The following is a 21987-nucleotide window of genomic DNA, read 5'->3' as shown; positions in this document are numbered from 1 at the left end:
ATCCCAATTTACCATAATAAAGCTGTTTTTTAAATAAAGTGAACCGCCCCATCTGGATAATTTTAGGTATTTCAGGATTTACTCGTCTATTCTTGATTTTTACTAGCATGATTTCGAGGTTTACTCGTCTATTTTGTTGATTTACTCGCCGAAATTTTGAATTTACTCGCCTATTCTTAACGTTTACTCGTCAACTGCTAATTCCAACTATTAAAATCAAAGGTTTGATGAAGAAGGCACAGACGAAAACAAAAACAATGCGCATTTTGGATATAAAAAAACAACCTACAATTTTTAGGTTGTTTTCTTTAAGTAAGAAGCAATTAGCTCTCCAAGAATCTGAACGCCTGCTTCCATTCGCTCTTCAGACTCGTAGCTGAACGATAAACGCAGATACTCGATGCCCTCCTGTTGGTTTGCAAAAAAGAACCTTCCAGGCACATACGAAACACCTGCAGCTAAAGCCTTCTCTAACATTTCAGCTGTATCGACACCCGGAACCTTTACCCAGACAAAGTAACCACCCTGAGGAACATACCAAGAAACCGATTCGGGAAAGTACTTCTTAATATACTGAGCCAGTCTTTCACTTTTGCTCCGGTATACGGTTTTTAACTCCGTAAGCCTTTCATCAAGATCAACTTTTTCTAAATAGGCAGCCATTGTCGCTTGAGCAAATGGGTGGTCCAAATCCTTTTTAAACCATGAAAAAGCAGTAATAAATTCACTCTCCCCCACTATCCAGCCAACCCGCATACCCGGGGCAACGACTTTGGATAAAGAACCGACATGCAAAACGCGGCCTACTGTATCCAGTGTTTTTAATGTTGTTGGGCTTTCTCCGAAAGAAAGTTCACCATAAGCATCGTCTTCTAAAATAAGGAAGTCGTATTCAGCGGCGAGCTCCAATAGGTGGTTCCGACGCTCTCCACTCAAAGTCGTCCCCGTAGGATTTTGAAAGGTTGGAATCGTGTATAGCAGGCGGGGCAAAGTCAGCCCTGCACTTTTTCTTTCAGCAAGGACCTGAGCGAGTTCATTCGTCCGAAGTCCTTGGTCGTCAATCGGGATGCTGATAATTTGATTCGTGTAGTTGCGGAAAATCTCCAAAGCTTCCATATAAGTTGGCGCTTCAACGGCAACAGCCACATTTTCGTCAAGCAGCACACGTGCAATTAAATCAATTGCCTGACATGCCCCTGCTGTAATTAACAGTTCATCCTCTTGGACTTTTATGTTGCGCTCTGCCAAGCGGTTCTGAATTTGCTGTTTTAATTTCTCCATCCGTGGGGTGCCCAAATAATGAAGCGGCAAATCCTGTTCCTCATCCAGCAAGCGGGCTGCTGCCGCCTTTATTTCACCTGAAGGAACAAGTTTAGGCGCAGGATACCCCGAACTTAAACGGATACACTTCTTAGGCAATGCAGGCATCCATTCCCCAGGCGGGTCGTTCTTTAACGCCGCTTTCACATTGTCAGGAAAAAAAGAATCAATTTTCACGTTAAACAAACACCTTTCACTACGAACTCAATCTATTAGTTAATTGCCTTTAAACTCTCTTCCCTGATGAGTGACAGTAATTCCTCTTTATACTGGGCAAATTCAACCGACCCTTTTACACTGAACTCTCTCGGTCTCTCCAAAGCAATCGGCACTTTTTTCTTTAGGCGGCCTGGTCTTGCCGTCATAACGTAAACCGAATCGGCCAAGAAGATCGATTCCTCGACATCGTGGGTAATGAACAAAATCGTCTTCTTAGATTCCTCCCACGCTTTTAATAACACTTCCTGCATAATATTTCTAGTCTGGGCATCTAAAGCACCAAACGGTTCGTCCATCAAAAGAATCTTAGGGTCATTGGCTAGTGCACGAGCGATGGCAACACGCTGCTTCATCCCGCCTGATAATTGGATTGGATAATGTTTTTCAAACCCTTCCAAGCCAATCAATTGCAGATAATGCCGTGCTACATCGTCACGTTCCTTTTGAGTAACCCCTTTTAATTTTAATCCAAAGGAAATATTATCCTTTACCGTCAACCAAGGGTACAAGGTGTATGACTGAAACACCATCCCCCGGTCTGGTCCCGGACCGTTTACTTCCTGTCCATCGATGAGAACCTGTCCAGAGGTCGCTTCCTCCAACCCCGCAACAATCCTCAACACTGTTGATTTACCGCATCCGGAAGGACCCAAAATAGTGACAAACTCCCCATCGCTAACGGAAAAGGAAGTCTTCTCCAATGCTGTCGTTTCACCGCTCTTTGTTTTAAAAATTTTACCGACTTCTTTAATTTCAAGCTTGGGTGTTTTTGCCTGAGGGGCATTGTTTTCGATTATGTTTTTCACCGCTTGAATGACCATATTACAACCCATCCTTTCTCATCCATGAAAACGATGCCCGATAAACGGCTTTAAAAATCATATCGGTTAACAAGCCGAGAATTCCGATGATTAAGATTCCAACGATAATTTTATCAGGCTGCAGGAAACGGGATGCCTGCATAATCATGTAGCCTAAACCGCTTGATGCTCCGACAATTTCGGCTACAACTAAATAAGTCCACGCCCAGCCAAATGTAATCCGGAGTGTATCGACAATCCCCGGCAACGCTGCTGGCAGAATAACTTTTGTAAACAACTGCCCTCGTTTTGCTCCTAATGTATAAGAAACTTCAATTAAATCATTTTGAACGTTTTTGGTAACGTCCATGATCATAAGCGTCAACTGAAAAAATGTCCCTAAGAAAATGACACTCATTTTCTCCGGTTCGCCAAGGCCAATCCATAAAATCAACAAAGGAATGAATGCAGATGCCGGCATATAGCGAATGAATCCGATGATTGGTTCAAAAGCTCCCTCCATAATTTTTAGCGAGCCCATCAAAATCCCGAGAGGAATACCGATTAGGGCCGCAACCAAAAATCCAACCAATACCCTTGTAAAACTGATGCCGATATCAGACAACAGGTCTCCATTGACAAATAAATCAACACCCGTAGTCAACACGGCAGTAGGTGTCGGCAAAAACAGCGGGTTCACAATCCCGCCATAGGTCAGTACTGACCAAACTAACAAAAATAAAAGAAACGTTACAAGTCCTGCCGTACTATATAGCTTTTTTGGTATGTCCTTATTCGGCGTTAATAATTTTGCAATCATTTTTCTCACCCAATTCTCTTAATCTCTTAAAAAGGCCTAATATATGAGGACCGAACCTGCCTCATATATTAGGCTTTCTACTTTATCCTTTATCCCGCCTTAACGGGCAGTAAGATCCCCCACTGACAATAGGTGGGGAATCAACTGCCCGTAAAGGTCCGATTGGTTCAACTAACCATCAGTGGGGAGGTGAAGATTCCCCCACTGATGGAAGTTTCACTTTATTGGAAGCTTGGATTAAGCACATCTTCCGCTTTTGGCTCTTTTTTGATAATGTTTTGCTCTTTGTAAAACTTAATGGCATTTTCAGTTGATTGATAGATGGAGCCTTTGCTGCTTTCTGAACCAAATAATTTGGTGTTATCCTCTTTTGTGAAAAACTTCAAGCCTGATTCGGTGGCAACAAATTCTTTTGTATCAATCTTTAATCCTTTTGCCATGATTTCGTCTGCTTCATCTTTATGCTCTTTCCAGTAAGCCATTGCTTCACCCATCGCCTTAACAAATGCTTTTACATCGTCTGGACGGTTTTTAATGACATCTTCTTTAAAGCTGATGGTATCTACAATAATTCCTGGAAGATCCTTTGTTGATAATAAAACTTTGCCGTTTGCTTCAGATCCTTTTGATAACCATGGCTCCCAAGTTACAGCGGCATCCACTTTGCCTGCTGCAAAAGCGGCACCAGCATCACCTGCAGACATTTGAACTACTTCTACGTCTTTTTCAGTTAAGCCGCCTTGCTTCAATGCGGTTAAAGCAAGCATATGGCTGGTAGAGCCCACTTCAAACGCAACCTTTTTCCCTTTTAAATCTTTTACATCTTTGATGTCGTTTTTAACAAGAATTCCGTCCCCGCCGTAAGAATCATCCAATAACCAAACAACTTGCACCGGAATATCAGCTGCAGCAAGTGTTACTTGAACATCTAATGCTGTTGCCATGCCGTCGATTTTGCCACTGGCTAATGCCTGCTTACGCTCTCCCAAGCCTTCAACGATGGAAAGATCCACATCGACGCCATTTTTCTTAAAGAAGCCTTTTTCTTTTGCCAAAAATAATGGACCATAACCTGTCCAGGTAGGTAATGTTACCTTTAACGGTTCTGATGATTTCTTTTCCTTTAAGCCACTGCTTGCAGCTTCGTCTTTCCCACAAGCCGCTAATGCTAGTACTAACATGATTGAACAAAGCATAACTAGCCATTTTTTCATAATTAAATTCCCCCTAAGATTTTCTTTATCTTTGATTTGTAGCAGCTAACATTGTTATTCCAATTTCATCTGCTTTTTGAACAGATGTCACAACCATTTCCGGTGTAACTGCGAATGGCATATTCTCCATATCTTCAATGGTCACAGTTATTTCACCTAGCTGTTTCCATTGTTCTGCGGTTAATTCCTTTATTCCCATTTGCTGCAACGTATATGGCAGATCAACTTCTTGGTAATATTCGATTAACGACCTTACCTCTCCAGTTTCTAATCCTTCCATACAAAGCTGCGCTAAAATACCAAAAGCGACAATTTCGCCGTGATAAGTATCATGTATTTCCGGGAAGATGGTCAACCCTGAGTAAATCGCATGGGCTGCTGCAGTCCGGCAATCATCACCGCCATAGCCACTGACACTACCGCTGACTAAAATGACGGCATCAATAATGTCCTCTAATTCTTTGGTCAGTGTTTGCTCTTGAATTGATTGAACAGCTGCTTTTCCCGTTTTCAGCAAGGTTTGATAAAGCTGCCCCGCAATCGCAATAGCTGTTTGGTTGATGGCGTTTGGTACAGCTTTCTTAATCGAGCATTTCGTTTCAAACCATTTGGCCAATGTATCACCGATTCCAGCCACTAAATAGCGGACAGGTGCTTCTAGGATGACGTTCGAATCGACAATCACGATTTCCGGTGCTTTGGCTTTGCGGCTGATTTCCAGAAATTCCCCTTCATCACTGTAAATGATGCTGATGGGTGTTGCCGCAGCACAAGTGGCTGCAATTGTTGGAATAGCCACGAGCGGTTTCTCCAATTGATACGCCACCGCTTTCACAGTATCCAATGCTTTACCTCCGCCTGTAGCAATCAGAACATCAAAGGTTTCAGGTTTTAATTGTTCTACTAACCTATCAATATTCGATTGGGAGGATTCACCACCATACCAGAGAGAGTGTTTCAACTTGATCCCTTGCTCTTCTAAACTTCGTCGTAATGGTTCCTCAATTAATTGGCGACTGATATTCCCGCCAATCAGAATAGCGGTTGTTCCAAAGTTTCTTATGTATAATCCTGCATCTGCTAGAATCCCAGGGTTTCTGACATATTGTCCCGGGCCGACAATTACTTTCATTTACAATTTCCCCTTTTAGTTCCTTAGCTTGAATAATATTCTACTAATATAAATGTTTGTCCATTTTATGTCAATATAGTTATAGGAATTTTCTAAAACTTATTTTTATAACGTTCAATTGATAATTATTCATGCATTTAACTTTCTTGATATATTTTCCATCTTTATTATTCTGAAAATATTTATAGTCTCCATTTGAACTTTGCAAAGGTGATTTTTTGAAAAAGAGTTTAAAAAAGCGCTAGTAAAAATCCAAAATGGAAGTTTACTAGCGCAAAATATTTTATCAAAAATCAATCTAAGTTCCACACAAATTACAAGTTCAATGTACCACCATCAATTACGATCGTTTCGCCGGTAATGAAGGATGCTTCATCTGAAGCAAGGAATAAAACTAAGTTAGCAATCTCCTCAGGATAACCAATTCGGTTCAGTGCATTTGCTGTAGATAACACAGGCCATTTTTTTGTTTTCTTCCAATCCTCAACCATATTTGTATCAATGATTCCTGGAGCGATTGCATTCACACGAATTTTCTTTTTCCCAAACTCAGTTGCCGCTGTTTTCGTAAGGGCCATTACACTGCTTTTTGATGCAGAATAAGCTGCGACCAACTTTTGGCCTTTGATGCCGGCGATACTTGCTGTATTGATGATAGAACCGCCTGAAGACATCTGAGGAATAGCATATTTTAAGCCTAAGAAAACTCCATTTGTATTTACATCAAACACCCGCTGCCATTCTTCAAACGAAACATCTGGAATCTTACTCTCGCCACTTTTTACACCAGCATTATTAAATAAAATATCTAATTTGCCATAAGTATCTATGGTTTCTTGAACCATAATCTGTACATCTTCGGGTTTGGTCATATCAGTTTGAATAAACTTAGCTTCGCCGCCAATTTCATTGACTAGCTGAACGGTTTCTGCTCCCGTTTTTTCACTATAATCGGCAATGACCAACCGGGCTCCTTCTTGTGCAAAGCGAATTGCTGTAGCTCTGCCAATCCCTCCGCCGCCTCCTGTTATAATAGCTACCTTATCTTTTAAACGCATATTTTTCACCCTTTTTCCATTTTATTTAGGCACACTTCCTGCTATTATCATCGGGTAAAATCTATCTAAAGCTTCTTGTCTTAACTATTTCATTATGGCAGTGCAACCAATTTCCCATAAGTTTGACGGTCACCGAGAACTTCCAATGCGGAAGGAACATCCGTAAAATCAAATTCACGGTAAATGAGAGGCTTGATTAAGCCTTGGTCATAGAGTTTCATTAAATCCTCATGAATTTCGACCGCCTTCTCCGGATACAATCGGCGGAATAAGCCCCAATGCACTCCGACGATTGAATAATTTTTAATTAAGGCATGATTCGCAGGGGCTTCCGGAATGCGTCCGCCAGCAAATCCAATGACCAAGAGACGTCCATCAAAAGCAATACATTTTCTGGAACGGTCAAAAACATCACCGCCAACCGGATCATAGATGACGTCTGCACCGCGCCCGCTAGTTTCTTTTTTCACAACATCAACAAAATCTTCGGTCAAATAATCGATGGCAATATCTGCGCCAAGTTCTTTACATAATTGAACCTTTTCCGGTCCACCAGCAGTGGCGATGATTTTCGCCCCTCTTGCCTTACCGAGCTGGATGGCAGCCGATCCCACACCGCCGGCACCGGCATGTACTAAAAGAACTTCCCCTTTTTGAAGATTAGCACGATGGTATAAAGCATAATAAGAAGTTTGGTATGTAATAAACATTGATGCAGCCTCGCTAGGAGACATCTTCTCGGAAATGACATAAACAGAATTCTCAGGTACACTGACCCATTCAGATAATCCCCCGTTTGGCAGTGGAGGTGTAGCTATAACTCGCTGTCCTACCTTAAACCGGCTTCCTTCCCCCACTTCCCTGATAATCCCCGAAATCTCAGCACCCGGCGTGAACGGGGTAGGCGGCTTTTCCTGATACTTCCCTTGGCAGAGCAATATATCGAAAAAGTTAAGAGAGGATGCCTCCACTTGAATTAACACTTTTCCTTCTTCAAGGGCAGGTACAGATTTTTCCTCCAGGTTTAACACATCTTTCGGATCCCCTAATTCATTTACAATCCAACTTCTCATTTCTACTTCCTCCTAAAAAAATATAATTTTTTCAAAATAAAATTGCTGAAAATTAGTTTATTTTCTGAAGATGTCTAGACTGTACTTTATTAAAATACTAACCAGTCAGTATTTTAATAAAAAGGACAATCCATATAATTATTATATTCTATATTTTCTGATTAATAAAATAGTTTGCTTGAACACGGAAATTAATCGTTCTAAAAAAAAGTCATACTATAAATTTTTTATATATAAAAACAATTTACAAATATAATAAAATGAAGTATAAATTATTTATATACAATTTTTAGAAAAATCGGACATATTAACTACAATTATAGGGAGGCCTTACTAATGAAAAGTCCATCATTATTTAATAGAATTAATATTGAATTTAATGCAGAAGGTGCCATGTTAAGGGGCTGGCTTTACACCCCTAATACTAGTGAAGAGAATTTTCCTGCTATCATTATGTCGCATGGATATGGATCGCTAAAGGAAATGTACCTAGATGCTTTTGCTGAGCATTTTGCCAATAACGGTTTTGCCGTTCTTGTTTATGATCACAGGAATTTTGGGGATAGCGATGGGTTTCCAAGGCAGGAAATCAATCCCTATGAGCAGGTACTTGATTTTCAGCATGCCATTACCTTTATCTGTACATTGAAGGAAATTGATCGTTCACGAATCGGGATCTGGGGAACGAGCTACAGCGGAGGTCATGTTTTACAAGTTGCCGCTATGGACAAAAGAATCAGCTGTGTTGTTGCGCAGGTTCCTACGGTTAGCGGTTCACAAGCGGCACTTAGAAGAGTGCAGCCTGATGAGGTGCCAACATTGTTAAATACTTTCTATGATGATCGAGAAAATCGAATGCTTGGTGGAAAGCCTGCTTATAAAAAGATTGTTGCTGAAACTACTGACGAACAAGGGATTTATCAAAATGAAGAAGCTGTAAAGTGGTATTTAAAGGCTGGTAAACGTTCACCCAATTGGAGAAATGAAGTGACAATCCGTTCCATCGATCTTTCACGTTCATACGAGCCTGGGAAATATTTTTCCATGATATCTCCTACTCCTTTACTCATTCTTGTTGCTGCAGATGATATTGTCACACCTACCGATTTGACACTTGCTGCTTATGAGGAAGCTCGTGAGCCGAAAAAATTAGTGATTATTGACGGTCACCATTTTACACCTTACATCGAGAAATTTGATATATACAGTAACGAGGCTCTTAAATGGTTTACGCAGCACTTGAAGAAAGATTTTTCTTCTACCATTCCAGCAATGAAATAATCATAAAAAAAATCCTCCTATTAAAATAAAGGGAGGATTTTTCAGGAGAAAAAATATTATACTAAAGAACTAATTGCTTGCGTAATTTCCTGTGCTTTCGATTTCATAATCGCTTTCAGTTCTTCCTCGTGGATATGCTCAATTAACGATTTAGGCATATATGAGCCAAGTCCCAAAATGATATTGCCTTGACTATCAAATATTGGACAAGCATAAGCTGAAATGCCAAGCGAGTATTCCTCGTGACTTTCCGCAATACCTTCTTCACGGATTTTCGGTACTTGCTTTTTCAAATCTTCAATGGCCGTAATTGAGTTTGACGTATATTGAGGAAGCTGGTGATCAATTAATAGCTTTGTGACGACATCATTGGAATCCTTTTCCGGCAAAAATGCAAAAAAACATTTTCCAAGCGCCCCTGCTGTAATAGGAAAGGAATCACCTGTAGAAACAGTTAACCGAACTTTCAACGGGGGTTCTTCTTTTGCAACATACATCAGATGTGTTTCACGTAGTCTTTTTACTAATACAAAAGTTAAACCCGTTTTCACAAGGTCCTTTAAATACATACTGGCAACTTCTATATAGTTATTAATCTCCTTTGCGCGATTGCCTAAAGCAATTAGAGGTGGTCCTAATGAATAAGTTTTCGAGCTGCTTTCCAATACTACATAGTTTTTTTCTTCTAACGTTCTTAGGATCCTCAAACAAGTGCTAAAATTGATTGATAGTGCATTCGCGATTTCAGTGAGTGTAGCTGAATGAAATTCCTGTTTTGCAAGTAATTCTAAGATTTTAATAGATGAGTCCAATGCAGGCACTAAACTCTGTTTTTGACCCATTCCTGTCAAACCTTCCACCTTCCCTAAATGAATGTCCATTCATAATTACACCATAATTAAACAACAATTTCAAATATGAAATTCACATTCCCCCTCAAAATACTGTAAAAAAAAACTGCCATTTATTTTGAAGGGGTATTCCATGTATTTATGATATTAAAGAATCCCATCCTGATAGATTCTTATTGATTGGGGGGAAATCTTTTAGCTCAAACGGAAAGTCAGATCCAGGCACAACTCGATCCTCACCTGCCAATTTGACTAAGAAGGAAAGCGCATCATCATTCCAAAGTACGGAGTCAAACCAAAACTTTCTCAAATAGTCCCCCGGAGATGCGCTTAAATTTTTTGAAACAGATTCCCACTGCTGGTATCCCTTCGACATTCTCCCAATCTGGTAAGGGAGAAAGCCCCCGCCATGCGCCAAGAGAATCCTTACGTTTGGATAAACGTCTAAATAGCCTTGTAGTAATAAATCTGCAGCACATACTGTTGTCTCCCATAGAACCCCCATTAAGGTCGACATCTTTCCTTTATTCATCCTTTTGTCCTGACTAAGAAGCGGATGAATAAAAATAATCGCTTTTTGACGATTAGCCTCTTCCCAAAATGGAATATACCGTTCATCAGTTAATAAAGTACCGTCTATGCCGGTGCCAATAATCGATCCTAACAACCCTTTTTTCATTGTAGACTTTAATTCTGATGCTGCTTTAATTGGATCATTTAGGGGAACTGTTGATAAGCCAGAGTATCTAGTGTTGCTTCTTTTCATCATATCAATCAGCCCTTGGTTGTATACTGCGGCAAATTCAGACGTAATAGCAGGGTCAGTATTATATAAAAACAATTGTGGTAGAGGTGACACTAATGTATGGTCAATTTGAGCTTTTCTTTGCGCAGCTGCATGCTGGTTTTCATCAATGAAGGCTTCAGATAATGAGAACGGCCAAGTATCATTAATGATAAGGACATCTGGCCGATCGTCTGTTAGCTGTTCCCGTCTTACAGAAACAAGATGCTGATGCTGCTCAAGCCACAATAGAGCTTCTTTTGGAATAAAATGCGAGTGAACATCCTTCATGATCTCATGTTTCCCCATTTAGCCAACAGGTGATTGCTTAATCATAATGGAAATTGATTTTGTTTCCAGATAATCTTCCAAACCATATTTGCCGCTTTCCCTGCCGTAGCCGCTTTCCTTTACCCCACCAAACGGTGCTTGCATGGAGAATGGTGCTGGATCGTTCACACCAACCATTCCATATTGCAATTTCTCAGAAACGCGATACATCCGTGACAAATCATTCGTATAGAAATAGGATGCAAGGCCATAATTCGTGTTATTAGCTTTCTCTATTACTTCTGCCTCTGTTTGAAAGCGAATGAGCGGGGCCACGGGACCAAATGTTTCCTCCCTTGTAATGACCATCTCTTCTGTTACGTCAGCTAATACGGTTGGTGCATAGAAATAGCCATTTGCATATTCCTCAGTTGTTAATCTGACACCTCCACAAAGTACCCGAGCACCTTTTTCTAGGGCATCATTTACTTGGCCATGAATACTATTAATGGCATTTGCGTTAATTAAAGACCCCATTTGATTGGATTCATCCATTCCGTTCCCCACCTTCATTTGCCTAACAGCCTTCTGGAATTTCTCAGCGAACTGCTCATAGATGGATTCCTGGATATAAACGCGGTTCGTACAGACACATTGCTGCCCGGATGAGGCAAATTTACTTGAAATAACTCCTTGCACTGCCAAATCTAAATCGGCATCTTCAAAGACAATAAAAGGAGCATGCCCTCCCAGCTCCATCGAAACACGCTTGATTGTATCGGCTGATTGGCGGATTAATGTTTTACCTACTTCCGTGGACCCTGTAAATGAAATCTTGCGTACATCTTGGCTATCCATTAATGTTTTCGCAATTTCAGCGGAAGGGCCTAGTACGAGATTCACTACTCCATTTGGAAGTCCAACCTCATCAAATATCTTAAAAAGTTCAATCAATGATAACGGCGCCTCTGATGATGGCTTGACAATCACAGTACACCCAACAGCGAGTGCAGGAGCTAATTTCCTGGCACCCATCGAAAGCGGGAAATTCCAAGGTGTAACGGCAGCTACTACTCCAATTGGCTGTTTAATAACATGCGCTCGTTTATTCGCTGTTGAAATCGGCAATACGTCACCGTATACCCGCCTTGCTTCTTCGGCAAACCATTTGAAAAATGAAATCGTACTGCCAACCTCATACCGTGCGTTATGAATTGATTTCCCCATTTCCTTTGTTATGATTTTAGCGAGATGTTCCTTTTTTTCTTGCAATTTATCAACAATTTGGTAGAGATAATCGCTGCGTTGTTCTGCTGTTAAAGAGGACCATACCGGGAAGGCATTCTTTGCGGCTTGGATAGCTTGGTTTGTTTCTTCTGCTCCAATCAGATATGCAACATCTACCAATTCACCAGTTGCAGGGTTCTTTACTTCTAAAACTTGATCTGATTTAACCCAACTTCCATTTATATACATGAATTTTATCCTCCAATATATTACATGAATTCTCCACCTGCTTTATATGGTGGCTCTCTAAATTTCAGGAATGATTATTTTTCCAGCCAAGGTTCCATTAACTCCGCTAACTCTTTAGGCTGCTCAAGCGGTATTAAGTGACCGCTTCTATCGACAGTAGCAAACTGGGCATTTTTTGCATAATTGGTCATTTGCTTCGTCTTCTCCAGAGGAACAACGACATCATTGACACTTGCAACAAATAAATATGGGATATCATGTTTCTCCAATAAGTGATGACGGTCGACTCTTGCCATCGTGGCAGTTGCATGGGCTATATAGCGGTCTTGCCCGTAATCTGTAAGCATTTGCTTTCTAATCTTTTGAAACTTTTTATCTTCGACATTGCTAGGATAAAATGTCCGATTCACACCTGCTGCTACCATTTCTTCATATTCACCGGACTTAGCACGGGCAATGGACTTTTTCCGAAGCTCCCTTGAAGCGTCTGACTCCCCTTCAGCACTCGTGCCAATAAGAGATAAGCCGGTAATCCGTTCAGGCGCCTTTTCTAACATTGCCAGTGCCAGGAAGCCGCCAAATGAAAATCCGGCAAGATGAAACTGATCAGGTAAACCCTTTAATACTTCCTCAGCTAATTGATCTAAGTTAGCAATCGCCGGAACAGTAATCGGGTAGCATTCAATCGATGAAGGCAAGTGTTCGATTACTTCGTCCCAAATTTGTTTTGTATTGTTAAGCCCGGGGATTAACACAAGATTTTTTACATATTCAGACATAGTAATACTCCTTGTTTATAGTTTTGTTTTAAAACTTTGCCGCTTTTTGTTCTACCTTCATAATTTTTCGGGCTTCAACTGGTGTAGCGACATCACGCCCAAATTCATAAGAAACGTTTTTAATCCGTTCTACAAATTCTGCATTCGATTTTGCAAGAACTCCTGGCCGTATGTAAACATGGTCTTCCATACCCACTCGAACATCGCCGCCGAGACCAATGGTCAGTGTATTCATTGCGAATTGATTTTGAAATGCTACACATCCCCAGCTTGCTCCTTCTGGTAAAGAGTCCAACATATACAGCAGGCTTTTTGGAGTTGCCGGCATGCCGCCATCAGCTCCTAATACAATTTGAAAATGCAAATCACCCGTAATCAAGCCTTCATCGACAAGCTTTATTGCATTTGTAATCATGCCTGGATGGAATACTTCTATTTCAGGCTTAATTTGATATTTCTGCATTTTAGCAGCTAAATTCCGCAAAAATTGCGGGGAATTCATAAAAACGATGTTTCTTAGGTTTAATGATCCAGTATCTAATGAAGCAAAATCAGGCGCCAATTCACAAAACGCCAGCCGCTCTTCGTCTGACAGGCCATGCTTGCCCGCAGAAGTTAAACTAATGATCAGTTCATCCCCACATTTTTCTTTTACACGTTCCACAGTTTCACGATATAAATTAACATCCATGGACGGTGAACCATCTGCTTCACGAACATGCAGATGGGCGATGGCAGCGCCTGCTTTCCAGGCGAGATAAACTTCGTCGGCAATTTCCTTTGGTGTTAGAGGTACATACGGTGTGTCTATCTTTGTAGTATTCGTCCCCGTCGGCGCCACTGTAATAATCAATTTCTCCATAAAAACCTCTCCCTTTTTATTTGTATAAATACGTCTTATCTAAAAATATCCTTTTACTCTGTTACACGGAGCACAATCTTCCCTTTGTTTTTATTGGCTTCCATATACTGGTGGGCTTCTCTAACTTCTTTCCAGTCAAAAATAGTATCTATTATCGGAACCACTCTTCCATTAGCAAAATGGTCTCCTAAAAACTCTAATAGTTCCTTGGTTAATTCGATTTTCCGATTAAGCGGCCGCGACCTTAAGGTAGTTCGTAACAGCTGGAATCTTTTTAATAGAAGTGTTCCTAAATCCAGTTGATTCACAATCTTTTCACCAAGAGACCCAATGATAACCAATTTTCCGTCTGGAACCAATGATTGTATGTTTTGTGCAAAATAAGGAGCTCCAATGCAATCGAGAATGATATTAACACCGTTACCATTGGTGTACTCATTAATAAAAGGTAAAAATGGTCCCTTTTTATAATTCCAGCCTGCCTTTGCCCCCAACTGCACACAATACTCAATTTTCCTATCACTACCTGCTGTAATTAACGCAGTAGCCCCCGCCAATTTGATTAATTGAAGTGCAGCGCTCCCTATACCGCTAGCGCCTGCATGAACTAACACTATTTGCCCTTTCCTTAATTGCCCCAATGAAAAAAGACTTTGATACGAGGTTAGGAACGTTTCAGGAAAAGCAGCAGCTTGTTCAAATGTCATGGTATCTGGAATCTTAATTAATAAACCTTCTGGTACACTTACATATTGAGCATATCCGCCTCCAGGTAATAAAGAACAAACTCGGTCACCAATTGAATGAGATGAAACACCAGCCCCGAGTTCTACAACCTCTCCTGACATTTCAAGACCAAGTATGTTTGACTCTCCTGGTATTGGCGGATACATTCCACGCCGTTGCTGCAGGTCAGCACGATTTAACGCCGTTGCTTTTACTTTCACCAATACTTCTCCAGGGTTTACAGCAGGGGTTTTTGCTTCGCCAATATAAAGATGATCGGCCGAACCGAAATCCTTCATTAGAATTACCTTCATTTCATCACTCCTTATATCAATGTCTTATTAAGACATGATACTTCCTGCTGGCAATTAAAATGGGAATTACCAAATGCTTTAGCACCTACATGCACGAAGCATTCTTAGCACTAAACCATAAAAAAGTGAATTCCCATACCTATTTTCATATCTAAATTTATCAACAAGATGATGATGGAAGAAGAACTTCAAACAACCCCATTTGAAGTTCTTCTTTTGTTTGAAAAATTTATACTCTTTCTCCCTTAATACGGTCACCTTCTACCCAACAAGAATGAGCGCCAATTGGAATTCGGTGTGGGAGAATAATACGTGCTACTGGTCCAATTGAAAAATCTTTCGCATCAAGAATGAGACATTCTGACCGATTTTCATTCATATCAGTAATTAACGTAATTAAGTATCCGTCATCCTCTTCTACAGCATTAAGTCTTCTTGCTAATTGCGGCTCACTGCCTACTCTACCCTCACCGTATTCGTAGCGCTGAAATGTGCCATCTAAAAGATCATATTTCTTGATACCACTCAGCCACCATGCTTTGGAGTTATCGAAAGTAGAGTTATAGCTATATCTGTATTTCTTCCCGATAAAGTCATTGCTCACCACTGGGAATTCTGTTATTTCGTCATCTAAGAATTCCTCTTTCGTTTTTCCTGTTTTAAGGTTAAAACGCCAGCGATACATGCGATAACCTGTTTGCTTTTTGTCAAATTGATTTTTCATCTTATCGATTGCATCTGCACCCTGCTTCCCTACCGCTGGTTTTCGCGGATTAAAGGTAACACAGCCTTCCATCACTACCTCATCGCCGTTTTCATAGCAGTTTGACAAATGCAGGATGAAACAAGGCCTTGCTTCAAACCATTTGATTTTACTGTTATCACCATATCTAGGGATAATACCAAAACGAGCAGGCATATCCGTAAAGAAGGTAACTTTACGCTCCCCTTTAGCCAACAATTCTGGATCGAAAATGAACGGCAAATCATGCAAGATGGAATAGTTTTTTGTGATCCCTAAATCATGCGGCCAACGAACACCTGGCAAGTCGATTGGAACATAATGTTTTAGTTGGCTATTCTGATCGACTACACCATAATACATATAAGGATACGTTTCACTAAAATTGAAGAACATTAGCTCTCCAGTATCGTTATCTACTTTAAAGTGAGAGCATATACCTGCAGGTGCAATGGTTGCATTCCAGCCGTCGGATTCGAGCATTTCTAATGAAATAGGATCTAAGCGATTCGCCTCACTACATTGTGACATTGTCGCTAATAGCTTTCCTGCATGAGCAATAACATCTGTTCCTGCATTATCTTTCATGGTTCGCATACTGCCCCAGCCTTGACGAGTAGCTAGATGAGGCTCGAGCATCCCCGGCCATAACGATTTACCGGCAGCCTGCTCTGCCAAAAATCCAGTGGTACGGACAAATCGGTTTCGATAGGTTGCCTTTCCATCCTCGAAATGAAGAGCATGAAGCATTCCGTCTCCATCAAAAATATGAAATACCCCCATTGGTTCATGAACCTGATTATGACCATTACGAACATAAACTCCATGTAAATCTCTTGGAATTTCGCCAATTACTTCTAAACTATCAGTGTCAGCTGTATATTCTTTTCCTACTGGTTCGAAATGATCTTTCAGAAATGGATTTAGATTATCTTCGCGTATAGTGATTTTTACCTCATTTTCAATTTTAATCAAAATAGTAACCTCCCTAAATTTTGCTTAAATGTATGGATAAAAATCATTACTTAATAATCCCTAATTTTTTTAACAGGTCACCAGCAAGTTCAAAGGTACGTGTTGCTTCAGCCTGAGACTTACTTGGGTCCAAATACAAAATTTGTGAATTGCTATTTTTTACATAATCCACATATTCTGGATCCTGTTGTGCTTTATGGAAAGCTTCATCTAATATGGATAATTCTGTTTTTGAGATTTTTTTAGGTGCAAACAGCATTGAAAATGCTTCAATTCCACCTTCCATCTTTAAATCTGTAAGTGATACCGCCCCGTCATATTCCGTTTTTTCAGTGCCAAATACAATTAAAGGCTTTAATGTACCAGCTTTAATATGTTCTAATGCATCACTAGGCATAACAACAGCTCCATCAATATGGCCGCCTAGTAATGCGGTAATCCCTTGGGCACCGCCTTCATATGGAACGTTCTTTACCTTAACTCCTACTTTTTCGGCAACTGCAACCATATTTAAATTCGAAATACTTCCTGGTCCAGTAGTTGCATAAGAAAATTTCCCTGGGTTCTCTTGTGCAAATTTTAACCAATCTTCGAATGTATTCCATTTGGAATCTGTTCTCACTACCAGCATTGGAATCGAAGCTGTATTTTTCATGATTGGCTGGAAGCTGTCATGTGTAAAGGAAGCTTCACCAAAATGAGGCAGAACGCTTACATGGGAGACAGTTCCATATGCGATGGTATAGCCATCTGGTTTTGCGTTCATTAATTGTGTCATTCCAATAATTCCGCCTCCCCCTTCAACATTTTCGATGGTGATGGATTCTTTATGTGGAAGATGCTTTTCGGCAAGTTTTGCTAAAAGTCGTGCGCTATTATCGTTGATGGAACCAGGGGCAAAAGGAACAATCATTTTAATTGGTTTTTCAGGAAACTTTGATTCTACTTTTGCTTCCTTATCACCTCCTTTACTGTTGTTTTGGGAAGCGCTCTCTTTTGTGTTTGAGCATGCCGAAGCTAGGATTAATACCAGAGAGAACAATAACAATTGAATAGATTTTTTCATCCATCTCACCCTTTTCTGTAATTTTTAATCATTTCAAACTAAAACTATGTTTCGTTTGTTTTGGTGGACACCTCCTTACCAGCCATGTATTTATCCCTTAACAGCAGCTGCTGTGCTATCTTCAGCCAACTTGGACTCTTTTCGCCTGTTCTTTATTTTTGAAAATAGCGGTGATATCAGCATCAGTATAATAATAAGCAATAAAACTAGTGAAGCTGGTCTTGTCACAAAGGCGGAATAACTGCCCTCTGTGAGCAATAGGGTTCTTCGCAAACTCTTTTCAATTATCGGGCTTAATACGTATGCCATGACAAAAGCAGCCATGGAAAATCGTCCCATTATGAAGATAAAAGAGAGAACACCCAGGATTAGGGAAAACCATAAATCAAAATATTTAGTGGAGGCTGAGAAGCCGCCTACGAGAGCGATGACTAGCACAATCGGCATGAGAAATGAGTTAGGAACAACAAGCATCCTAGCAAATAACGGTGTTAGTAATCTTCCAATTATATACATCGAAACAGTAGTTAGGAGAAATCCAAAAAGAATTCCATATGTTAAGGTCGGATCTTTAGCAAAAATTCTGGGACCTGGCTGTATGCCATGAATAATGAACGCCCCCATAACGATGGCGATTCCTACTGAACCTGGAATACCTAAAGCGAATAGTGGAATGAGCGCGCCACCAACTGAAGCATTATTAGCGGATTCTGGTGCAGCAATCCCCTCAGGGTTCCCTTTACCAAATGTTTCAGGGCTTTTTGATACTTTTTTTGCCCCGATATACGAAAACCACGATGCCGCTACCGTACCTAGTCCTGGTAAAATTCCAGCGATTGTTCCTATTACTGAACCAATTCCGATTGGCTTTGCGACGCTCTTTATCTCTTTCAATTCTAGTTTTGTAGAAAGATTACTAGAGTTGGAAGCAAATTTAATATGCAATTCATCTTTTACAACTCTTAATATTTCAGGAATCGCAAACAACCCTATTAGCAAAGCCACAATGCCAAGACCTTCCATTAAATCTAATTGCCCCATCGTAAACCGAGGGCTCCCAACAAACATATCCATTCCGATTGTTCCTGCCATCAAACCAAGAACGACCGAAATTAGGCTCTTTGTCATTGTCCCCCTAGTACTGATAGAAGCCACGGCAATCAATCCCATAATCCCAAGCAATACGAATTCAGGGTCAGATAGTTTAAGTGCAAAATTGGCAATAGGCTCTGTTAGAAAGATCAAACATAAAGCACCAAAGATTCCCCCTATTGTAGAAGCTGTCAATGAGTACCCCAGCGCCTTCCCAGGCGATTTTTTTCTTGCTAAAGGCACACCATCCTCTAAAGTAGCAGCTGCAGCTGGTGTTCCCGGTATCCCCAAGGTGATAGAGGAAATAGATCCCCCGTATTCAGCTGCCTGATAGGCTGACAGCAATAATAATACGGCTGCTACAGGTGACATGGAGTAGGTAAACGGAAGAAGAAAAACGATCGCTATCGTCGCGCCTAAACCTGGCAAAGCTCCTATTACAAGACCAACGATAGTCCCAATTATAATGACAACCATATTTGTAAGCGTAAACAAAGAACTGAAATCAAAATCAAGGATTCCCATCTTTTCCCCTCCTTTTTAAAAATCTATTTGCAACAGCAAATCGAAGAATAGGTATATGCCTAAAAGTACACCAGAAGTAGACATCAGATTCATTATCAGCACTTTTTTTGAACTTTTCTCTGGCTGATAAATATGAATCAATGTAAACAAATACAGGAATGTTGGAATATAAAAGAAATTTAACTTCGCCCAGATGAAAATATAAACTAACGTCAGCAGCAGAGTAATCCCTACCATTTTGATATTTCCTAAATTAATGATTTCGCTTTTTTTATCCATTATTGTTTGGAAAATACTTATTATCGTTAGTCCGATTAGAATAAGAGCCAATATTTTTGGGTAATATCCTGGCCCAATATCACCGGCTCCTGAGCCCCCTATATTGTGAAAACCACTTGCAGTTTTGTAATAAGCAACTCCCAAAATGAGGATACCAATCAATAAAAATAGTGAAGTTTTCTTTAATGACAATTTAACCTCCCCTTTCTTTTTAGCTCCTTTTCATAGATTGAAAATCAATTAAATCCCCTCTCATCAATTGTCATATACGGAAACGTTTTCCTTATATGACAATTATAAGTCTTTAATTTATAGATTGTCAAACGAATTATTAGAATGTTTGAAATATTTTATCAAAAATTATACTAATAAAAAACTGGTGAGAATCTGATTGATTTTCACCAGTTCAAACAATGCCTACACCCTTTTCCTGACTTATTAATGATGGTGCATCATTCCGCCCATGGAATCATCATGTTTCTCTGTTCCCGGAATAATAGAAATAACGGCTTCGGTCGTCAAAAACACTCCGGCAACGGAAGCCGCATGCTGAAGGGCGGAGCGTGTTACCTTTACAGGATCGATAATACCCAAATCCAACATACTTCCCCATGTGCCGTCGGCCGCATTGAAGCCAACTCCAAGCTCTTCCTGCTTTAATCGTTCTACAATTACCGAGCCTTCTTCGCCTGCATTTTCTGCAATTTGCCTAACAGGCTCCTCCAAAGCTCTCAGAATTATTTTCACTCCTGTTTCTTCGTCACCACGAACTGTATTCAGGACCTCGTTTACTGATGCATAAACATTCATCAACGCTGTGCCTCCACCCGGCACGACTCCTTCTTCAACCGCTGCCCTTGTAGCATTTAAGGCATCTTCAATGCGAAGCTTTTTCTCCTGCAGTTCAGTTTCTGTATGGGCACCAACTTTAATGATTGCAACACCGGAAGCTAATTTTGCAATACGAGTTTGCAGCTTCTCTCTATCAAATTCATAAGCTGTTTCCTTTAACTGAACCCGTAAACTCTGTACTCTGGTTCTGACGGATTCTGCTTCTCCAGCACCATCGATGATCGTTGTATTGTCTTTTGATACTATTACTCTGCCTGCATTCCCCAACTGGGTGAGACTCGTTGTTTTCAAGTCAAGGCCAATATCTTCCGTGATCAACGTTGCTCCTGTTAGAAGAGCAATATCTTCGAGCATAGCTTTTCGATGTTCGCCAAACCCTGGTGCCTTAACAGCAACTGCATGGAATGTACCACGCATGCGATTGACAACTAACGCACCAATCACATCACTCTCCAGATCATCCGAAATAATCAAAAGCTGTCTATTTTGACGAACTACTTCCTCAAGGATCGGTAGAATCTCGTGGATTATTTTGATTTTATAATCTGTCACAAGAATATAAGGATTTTCTAATACAGCGGTCATCTGTTCATGATCTGTAACCATATAGGAAGAGGTATACCCCCGGTCAAATTGCATACCATCAACAAAATGGAGTTCTGTCATAAATCCTCTTGACTCTTGAATTGTAATGACACCATCATGACCGACACGGTCCATGGCTTCAGCAATCAATTCTCCTATTTCGTCATCACCGGAAGAAATCGACGCTACTTGAGCAATCGAATTTCTATCATCTATTTCTTTAGAAATTTCTTTTAATTTTACAACAGCAGCCGTTACGCCTTTTTCCATTCCCTTTCGAATACCGACAGGATTCGCACCGGCTGTTACGTTTTTTATACCTTCTTGAATCATTGCCTGGGCCAAAACAGTAGCCGTTGTTGTTCCATCACCAGCCAATTCATTGGTCTTTGAAGCCACTTCCGCTACTAACTGGGCTCCCATATTTTCTATAGGATCCTCTAACTCTACTTCATTGGCAATTGTCACTCCATCATTCGTGATTAACGGTGAGCCAAAGCTTCGTTCAATGACCACGTTTCTTCCCTTTGGACCCAAGGTTACCTTTACCGTATCAGCCAGCTTATTAACACCTTCCAGCATTAACCTTCTGGCTTCTTCTTTAAATTTAATGTCTTTAGCCATTTTTACCCCCTAAATTTAATGATATTCTTACTATATCTATTAAAAAAGTAATTTTTATATCCGGAATTTAATTCCGTATATAAAATAAATATAGTTATTACAAAGTTAATTGTCAATTAGAATTCTGAAATTTTAGATTTATCGTTTTAGTATATTATTTAAGAAAAACAATATTATTGCTAAAAAAAGACAACCTGAATTTTTCAGGTTGTCTTTTTTTGTTGCCCGGCAGCGTCCTACTCTCACAGGGACTTGCGTCCCAACTACC

The 21987-nt window shown here is 40.3% G+C and carries 19 protein-coding genes; 1 reads left to right on the top strand and 18 read right to left on the bottom strand.

What is annotated here, in order from left to right; genetic code table 11:
- Nucleotides 1-294: 294 nt before the first annotated feature.
- The 7 genes from KHB02_RS01750 to KHB02_RS01720 all read right to left on the bottom strand — a co-directional run bounded on the left by KHB02_RS01750 (nt 295) and on the right by KHB02_RS01720 (nt 7636).
- A complete protein-coding gene (locus KHB02_RS01750; RefSeq protein WP_213145356.1) occupies nt 295-1497 on the bottom strand; it encodes an aminotransferase-like domain-containing protein in 1203 nt (400 codons plus the stop codon).
- Between the two features lie 35 nt (nt 1498-1532).
- Complete coding sequence (locus KHB02_RS01745; protein ID WP_213145355.1) at nt 1533-2360, bottom strand: ABC transporter ATP-binding protein; 828 nt, start codon at nt 2358-2360, stop codon at nt 1533-1535.
- 1 nt (nt 2361) lies between these two features.
- Nucleotides 2362-3159 carry an ABC transporter permease gene (locus tag KHB02_RS01740; protein WP_213118934.1) on the bottom strand — a complete coding sequence of 266 codons (798 nt, stop codon included), beginning with the start codon at nt 3157-3159 and terminating at the stop codon, nt 2362-2364.
- Nucleotides 3160-3380: 221 nt separating this feature from the next.
- Entirely contained in the window at nt 3381-4373 is a 993-nt protein-coding gene (locus KHB02_RS01735; protein ID WP_213145354.1) for an ABC transporter substrate-binding protein, read from the bottom strand.
- A 25-nt stretch (nt 4374-4398) separates the two neighbouring features.
- On the bottom strand, nt 4399-5505 hold the full coding sequence (locus tag KHB02_RS01730) for an iron-containing alcohol dehydrogenase family protein (protein WP_213145353.1): 1107 nt from the start codon (nt 5503-5505) through the stop codon (nt 4399-4401).
- A 314-nt stretch (nt 5506-5819) separates the two neighbouring features.
- Complete coding sequence (locus KHB02_RS01725; protein WP_213145352.1) at nt 5820-6563, bottom strand: glucose 1-dehydrogenase; 744 nt, start codon at nt 6561-6563, stop codon at nt 5820-5822.
- A 92-nt stretch (nt 6564-6655) separates the two neighbouring features.
- Nucleotides 6656-7636: an NADPH:quinone oxidoreductase family protein gene (locus KHB02_RS01720; RefSeq protein ID WP_213145351.1), complete on the bottom strand. Its 981-nt coding sequence runs from the start codon at nt 7634-7636 to the stop codon at nt 6656-6658.
- Between the two features lie 267 nt (nt 7637-7903).
- Between KHB02_RS01720 and KHB02_RS01715 the strand changes: the two genes are divergently transcribed.
- The gene (locus KHB02_RS01715; protein ID WP_338088253.1) at nt 7904-8917 is read left to right on the top strand and encodes an alpha/beta hydrolase; all 1014 of its coding nucleotides are present in this window, start codon (nt 7904-7906) and stop codon (nt 8915-8917) included.
- Between the two features lie 56 nt (nt 8918-8973).
- Here KHB02_RS01715 and KHB02_RS01710 read toward each other — a convergent pair whose 3' ends face one another.
- From KHB02_RS01710 to groL, 11 genes are all read right to left on the bottom strand, one after another.
- Nucleotides 8974-9798, bottom strand: a complete 825-nt coding sequence (locus KHB02_RS01710; protein WP_213145349.1) for an IclR family transcriptional regulator — start codon at nt 9796-9798, stop codon at nt 8974-8976.
- 109 nt (nt 9799-9907) lie between these two features.
- A complete protein-coding gene (locus KHB02_RS01705; protein WP_213145348.1) occupies nt 9908-10843 on the bottom strand; it encodes an amidohydrolase family protein in 936 nt (311 codons plus the stop codon).
- Nucleotides 10844-10861: 18 nt separating this feature from the next.
- Nucleotides 10862-12298: an NAD-dependent succinate-semialdehyde dehydrogenase gene (locus tag KHB02_RS01700; protein WP_213145347.1), complete on the bottom strand. Its 1437-nt coding sequence runs from the start codon at nt 12296-12298 to the stop codon at nt 10862-10864.
- 74 nt (nt 12299-12372) lie between these two features.
- On the bottom strand, nt 12373-13077 hold the full coding sequence (locus KHB02_RS01695) for an alpha/beta fold hydrolase (RefSeq protein ID WP_213145346.1): 705 nt from the start codon (nt 13075-13077) through the stop codon (nt 12373-12375).
- Nucleotides 13078-13105: 28 nt separating this feature from the next.
- Nucleotides 13106-13939, bottom strand: a complete 834-nt coding sequence (locus KHB02_RS01690) for a beta-keto acid cleavage family enzyme (protein ID WP_213145345.1) — start codon at nt 13937-13939, stop codon at nt 13106-13108.
- 53 nt (nt 13940-13992) lie between these two features.
- Entirely contained in the window at nt 13993-14979 is a 987-nt protein-coding gene (locus KHB02_RS01685) for an NAD(P)H-quinone oxidoreductase (protein ID WP_213145344.1), read from the bottom strand.
- Nucleotides 14980-15208: 229 nt separating this feature from the next.
- Nucleotides 15209-16696: a carotenoid oxygenase family protein gene (locus tag KHB02_RS01680; RefSeq protein ID WP_213145343.1), complete on the bottom strand. Its 1488-nt coding sequence runs from the start codon at nt 16694-16696 to the stop codon at nt 15209-15211.
- Nucleotides 16697-16742: 46 nt separating this feature from the next.
- Nucleotides 16743-17762, bottom strand: a complete 1020-nt coding sequence (locus tag KHB02_RS01675) for a Bug family tripartite tricarboxylate transporter substrate binding protein (RefSeq protein WP_213145342.1) — start codon at nt 17760-17762, stop codon at nt 16743-16745.
- A gap of 90 nt (nt 17763-17852) precedes the next feature.
- Nucleotides 17853-19379, bottom strand: a complete 1527-nt coding sequence (locus tag KHB02_RS01670; RefSeq protein WP_213145341.1) for a tripartite tricarboxylate transporter permease — start codon at nt 19377-19379, stop codon at nt 17853-17855.
- A 15-nt stretch (nt 19380-19394) separates the two neighbouring features.
- On the bottom strand, nt 19395-19850 hold the full coding sequence (locus tag KHB02_RS01665) for a tripartite tricarboxylate transporter TctB family protein (protein WP_213145340.1): 456 nt from the start codon (nt 19848-19850) through the stop codon (nt 19395-19397).
- A gap of 246 nt (nt 19851-20096) precedes the next feature.
- Nucleotides 20097-21719 carry a chaperonin GroEL gene (gene groL / locus KHB02_RS01660; protein WP_213145339.1) on the bottom strand — a complete coding sequence of 541 codons (1623 nt, stop codon included), beginning with the start codon at nt 21717-21719 and terminating at the stop codon, nt 20097-20099.
- Between the last annotated feature and the right edge of the window lie 268 nt (nt 21720-21987).

The sequence above is a fragment of the Neobacillus citreus genome (genome assembly GCF_018343545.2).
GTDB classification, from domain to species: domain Bacteria; phylum Bacillota; class Bacilli; order Bacillales; family Cytobacillaceae; genus Neobacillus; species Neobacillus citreus.
The sequence above is the reverse complement of the archived record's forward strand: the minus strand, read 5'-3'. Positions and strand labels throughout refer to the sequence as shown.

Bases quoted from the DNA above. Each gene is read 5' to 3' on its own strand.
- KHB02_RS01675 (WP_213145342.1), bottom strand. From the start codon at position 17,762: ATGAAAAAATCTATTCAATTGTTATTGTTCTCTCTGGTATTAATCCTA.
- KHB02_RS01725 (WP_213145352.1), bottom strand. From the start codon at position 6,563: ATGCGTTTAAAAGATAAGGTAGCTATTATAACAGGAGGCGGCGGAGGG.
- KHB02_RS01740 (WP_213118934.1), bottom strand. From the start codon at position 3,159: ATGATTGCAAAATTATTAACGCCGAATAAGGACATACCAAAAAAGCTA.
- KHB02_RS01710 (WP_213145349.1), bottom strand. From the start codon at position 9,798: ATGGACATTCATTTAGGGAAGGTGGAAGGTTTGACAGGAATGGGTCAA.
- KHB02_RS01720 (WP_213145351.1), bottom strand. From the start codon at position 7,636: ATGAGAAGTTGGATTGTAAATGAATTAGGGGATCCGAAAGATGTGTTA.
- KHB02_RS01705 (WP_213145348.1), bottom strand. From the start codon at position 10,843: ATGAAGGATGTTCACTCGCATTTTATTCCAAAAGAAGCTCTATTGTGG.
- KHB02_RS01670 (WP_213145341.1), bottom strand. From the start codon at position 19,379: ATGGGAATCCTTGATTTTGATTTCAGTTCTTTGTTTACGCTTACAAAT.
- KHB02_RS01735 (WP_213145354.1), bottom strand. From the start codon at position 4,373: ATGAAAAAATGGCTAGTTATGCTTTGTTCAATCATGTTAGTACTAGCA.
- KHB02_RS01745 (WP_213145355.1), bottom strand. From the start codon at position 2,360: ATGGTCATTCAAGCGGTGAAAAACATAATCGAAAACAATGCCCCTCAG.
- KHB02_RS01695 (WP_213145346.1), bottom strand. From the start codon at position 13,077: ATGTCTGAATATGTAAAAAATCTTGTGTTAATCCCCGGGCTTAACAAT.
- groL (WP_213145339.1), bottom strand. From the start codon at position 21,719: ATGGCTAAAGACATTAAATTTAAAGAAGAAGCCAGAAGGTTAATGCTG.
- KHB02_RS01700 (WP_213145347.1), bottom strand. From the start codon at position 12,298: ATGTATATAAATGGAAGTTGGGTTAAATCAGATCAAGTTTTAGAAGTA.
- KHB02_RS01690 (WP_213145345.1), bottom strand. From the start codon at position 13,939: ATGGAGAAATTGATTATTACAGTGGCGCCGACGGGGACGAATACTACA.
- KHB02_RS01685 (WP_213145344.1), bottom strand. From the start codon at position 14,979: ATGAAGGTAATTCTAATGAAGGATTTCGGTTCGGCCGATCATCTTTAT.
- KHB02_RS01730 (WP_213145353.1), bottom strand. From the start codon at position 5,505: ATGAAAGTAATTGTCGGCCCGGGACAATATGTCAGAAACCCTGGGATT.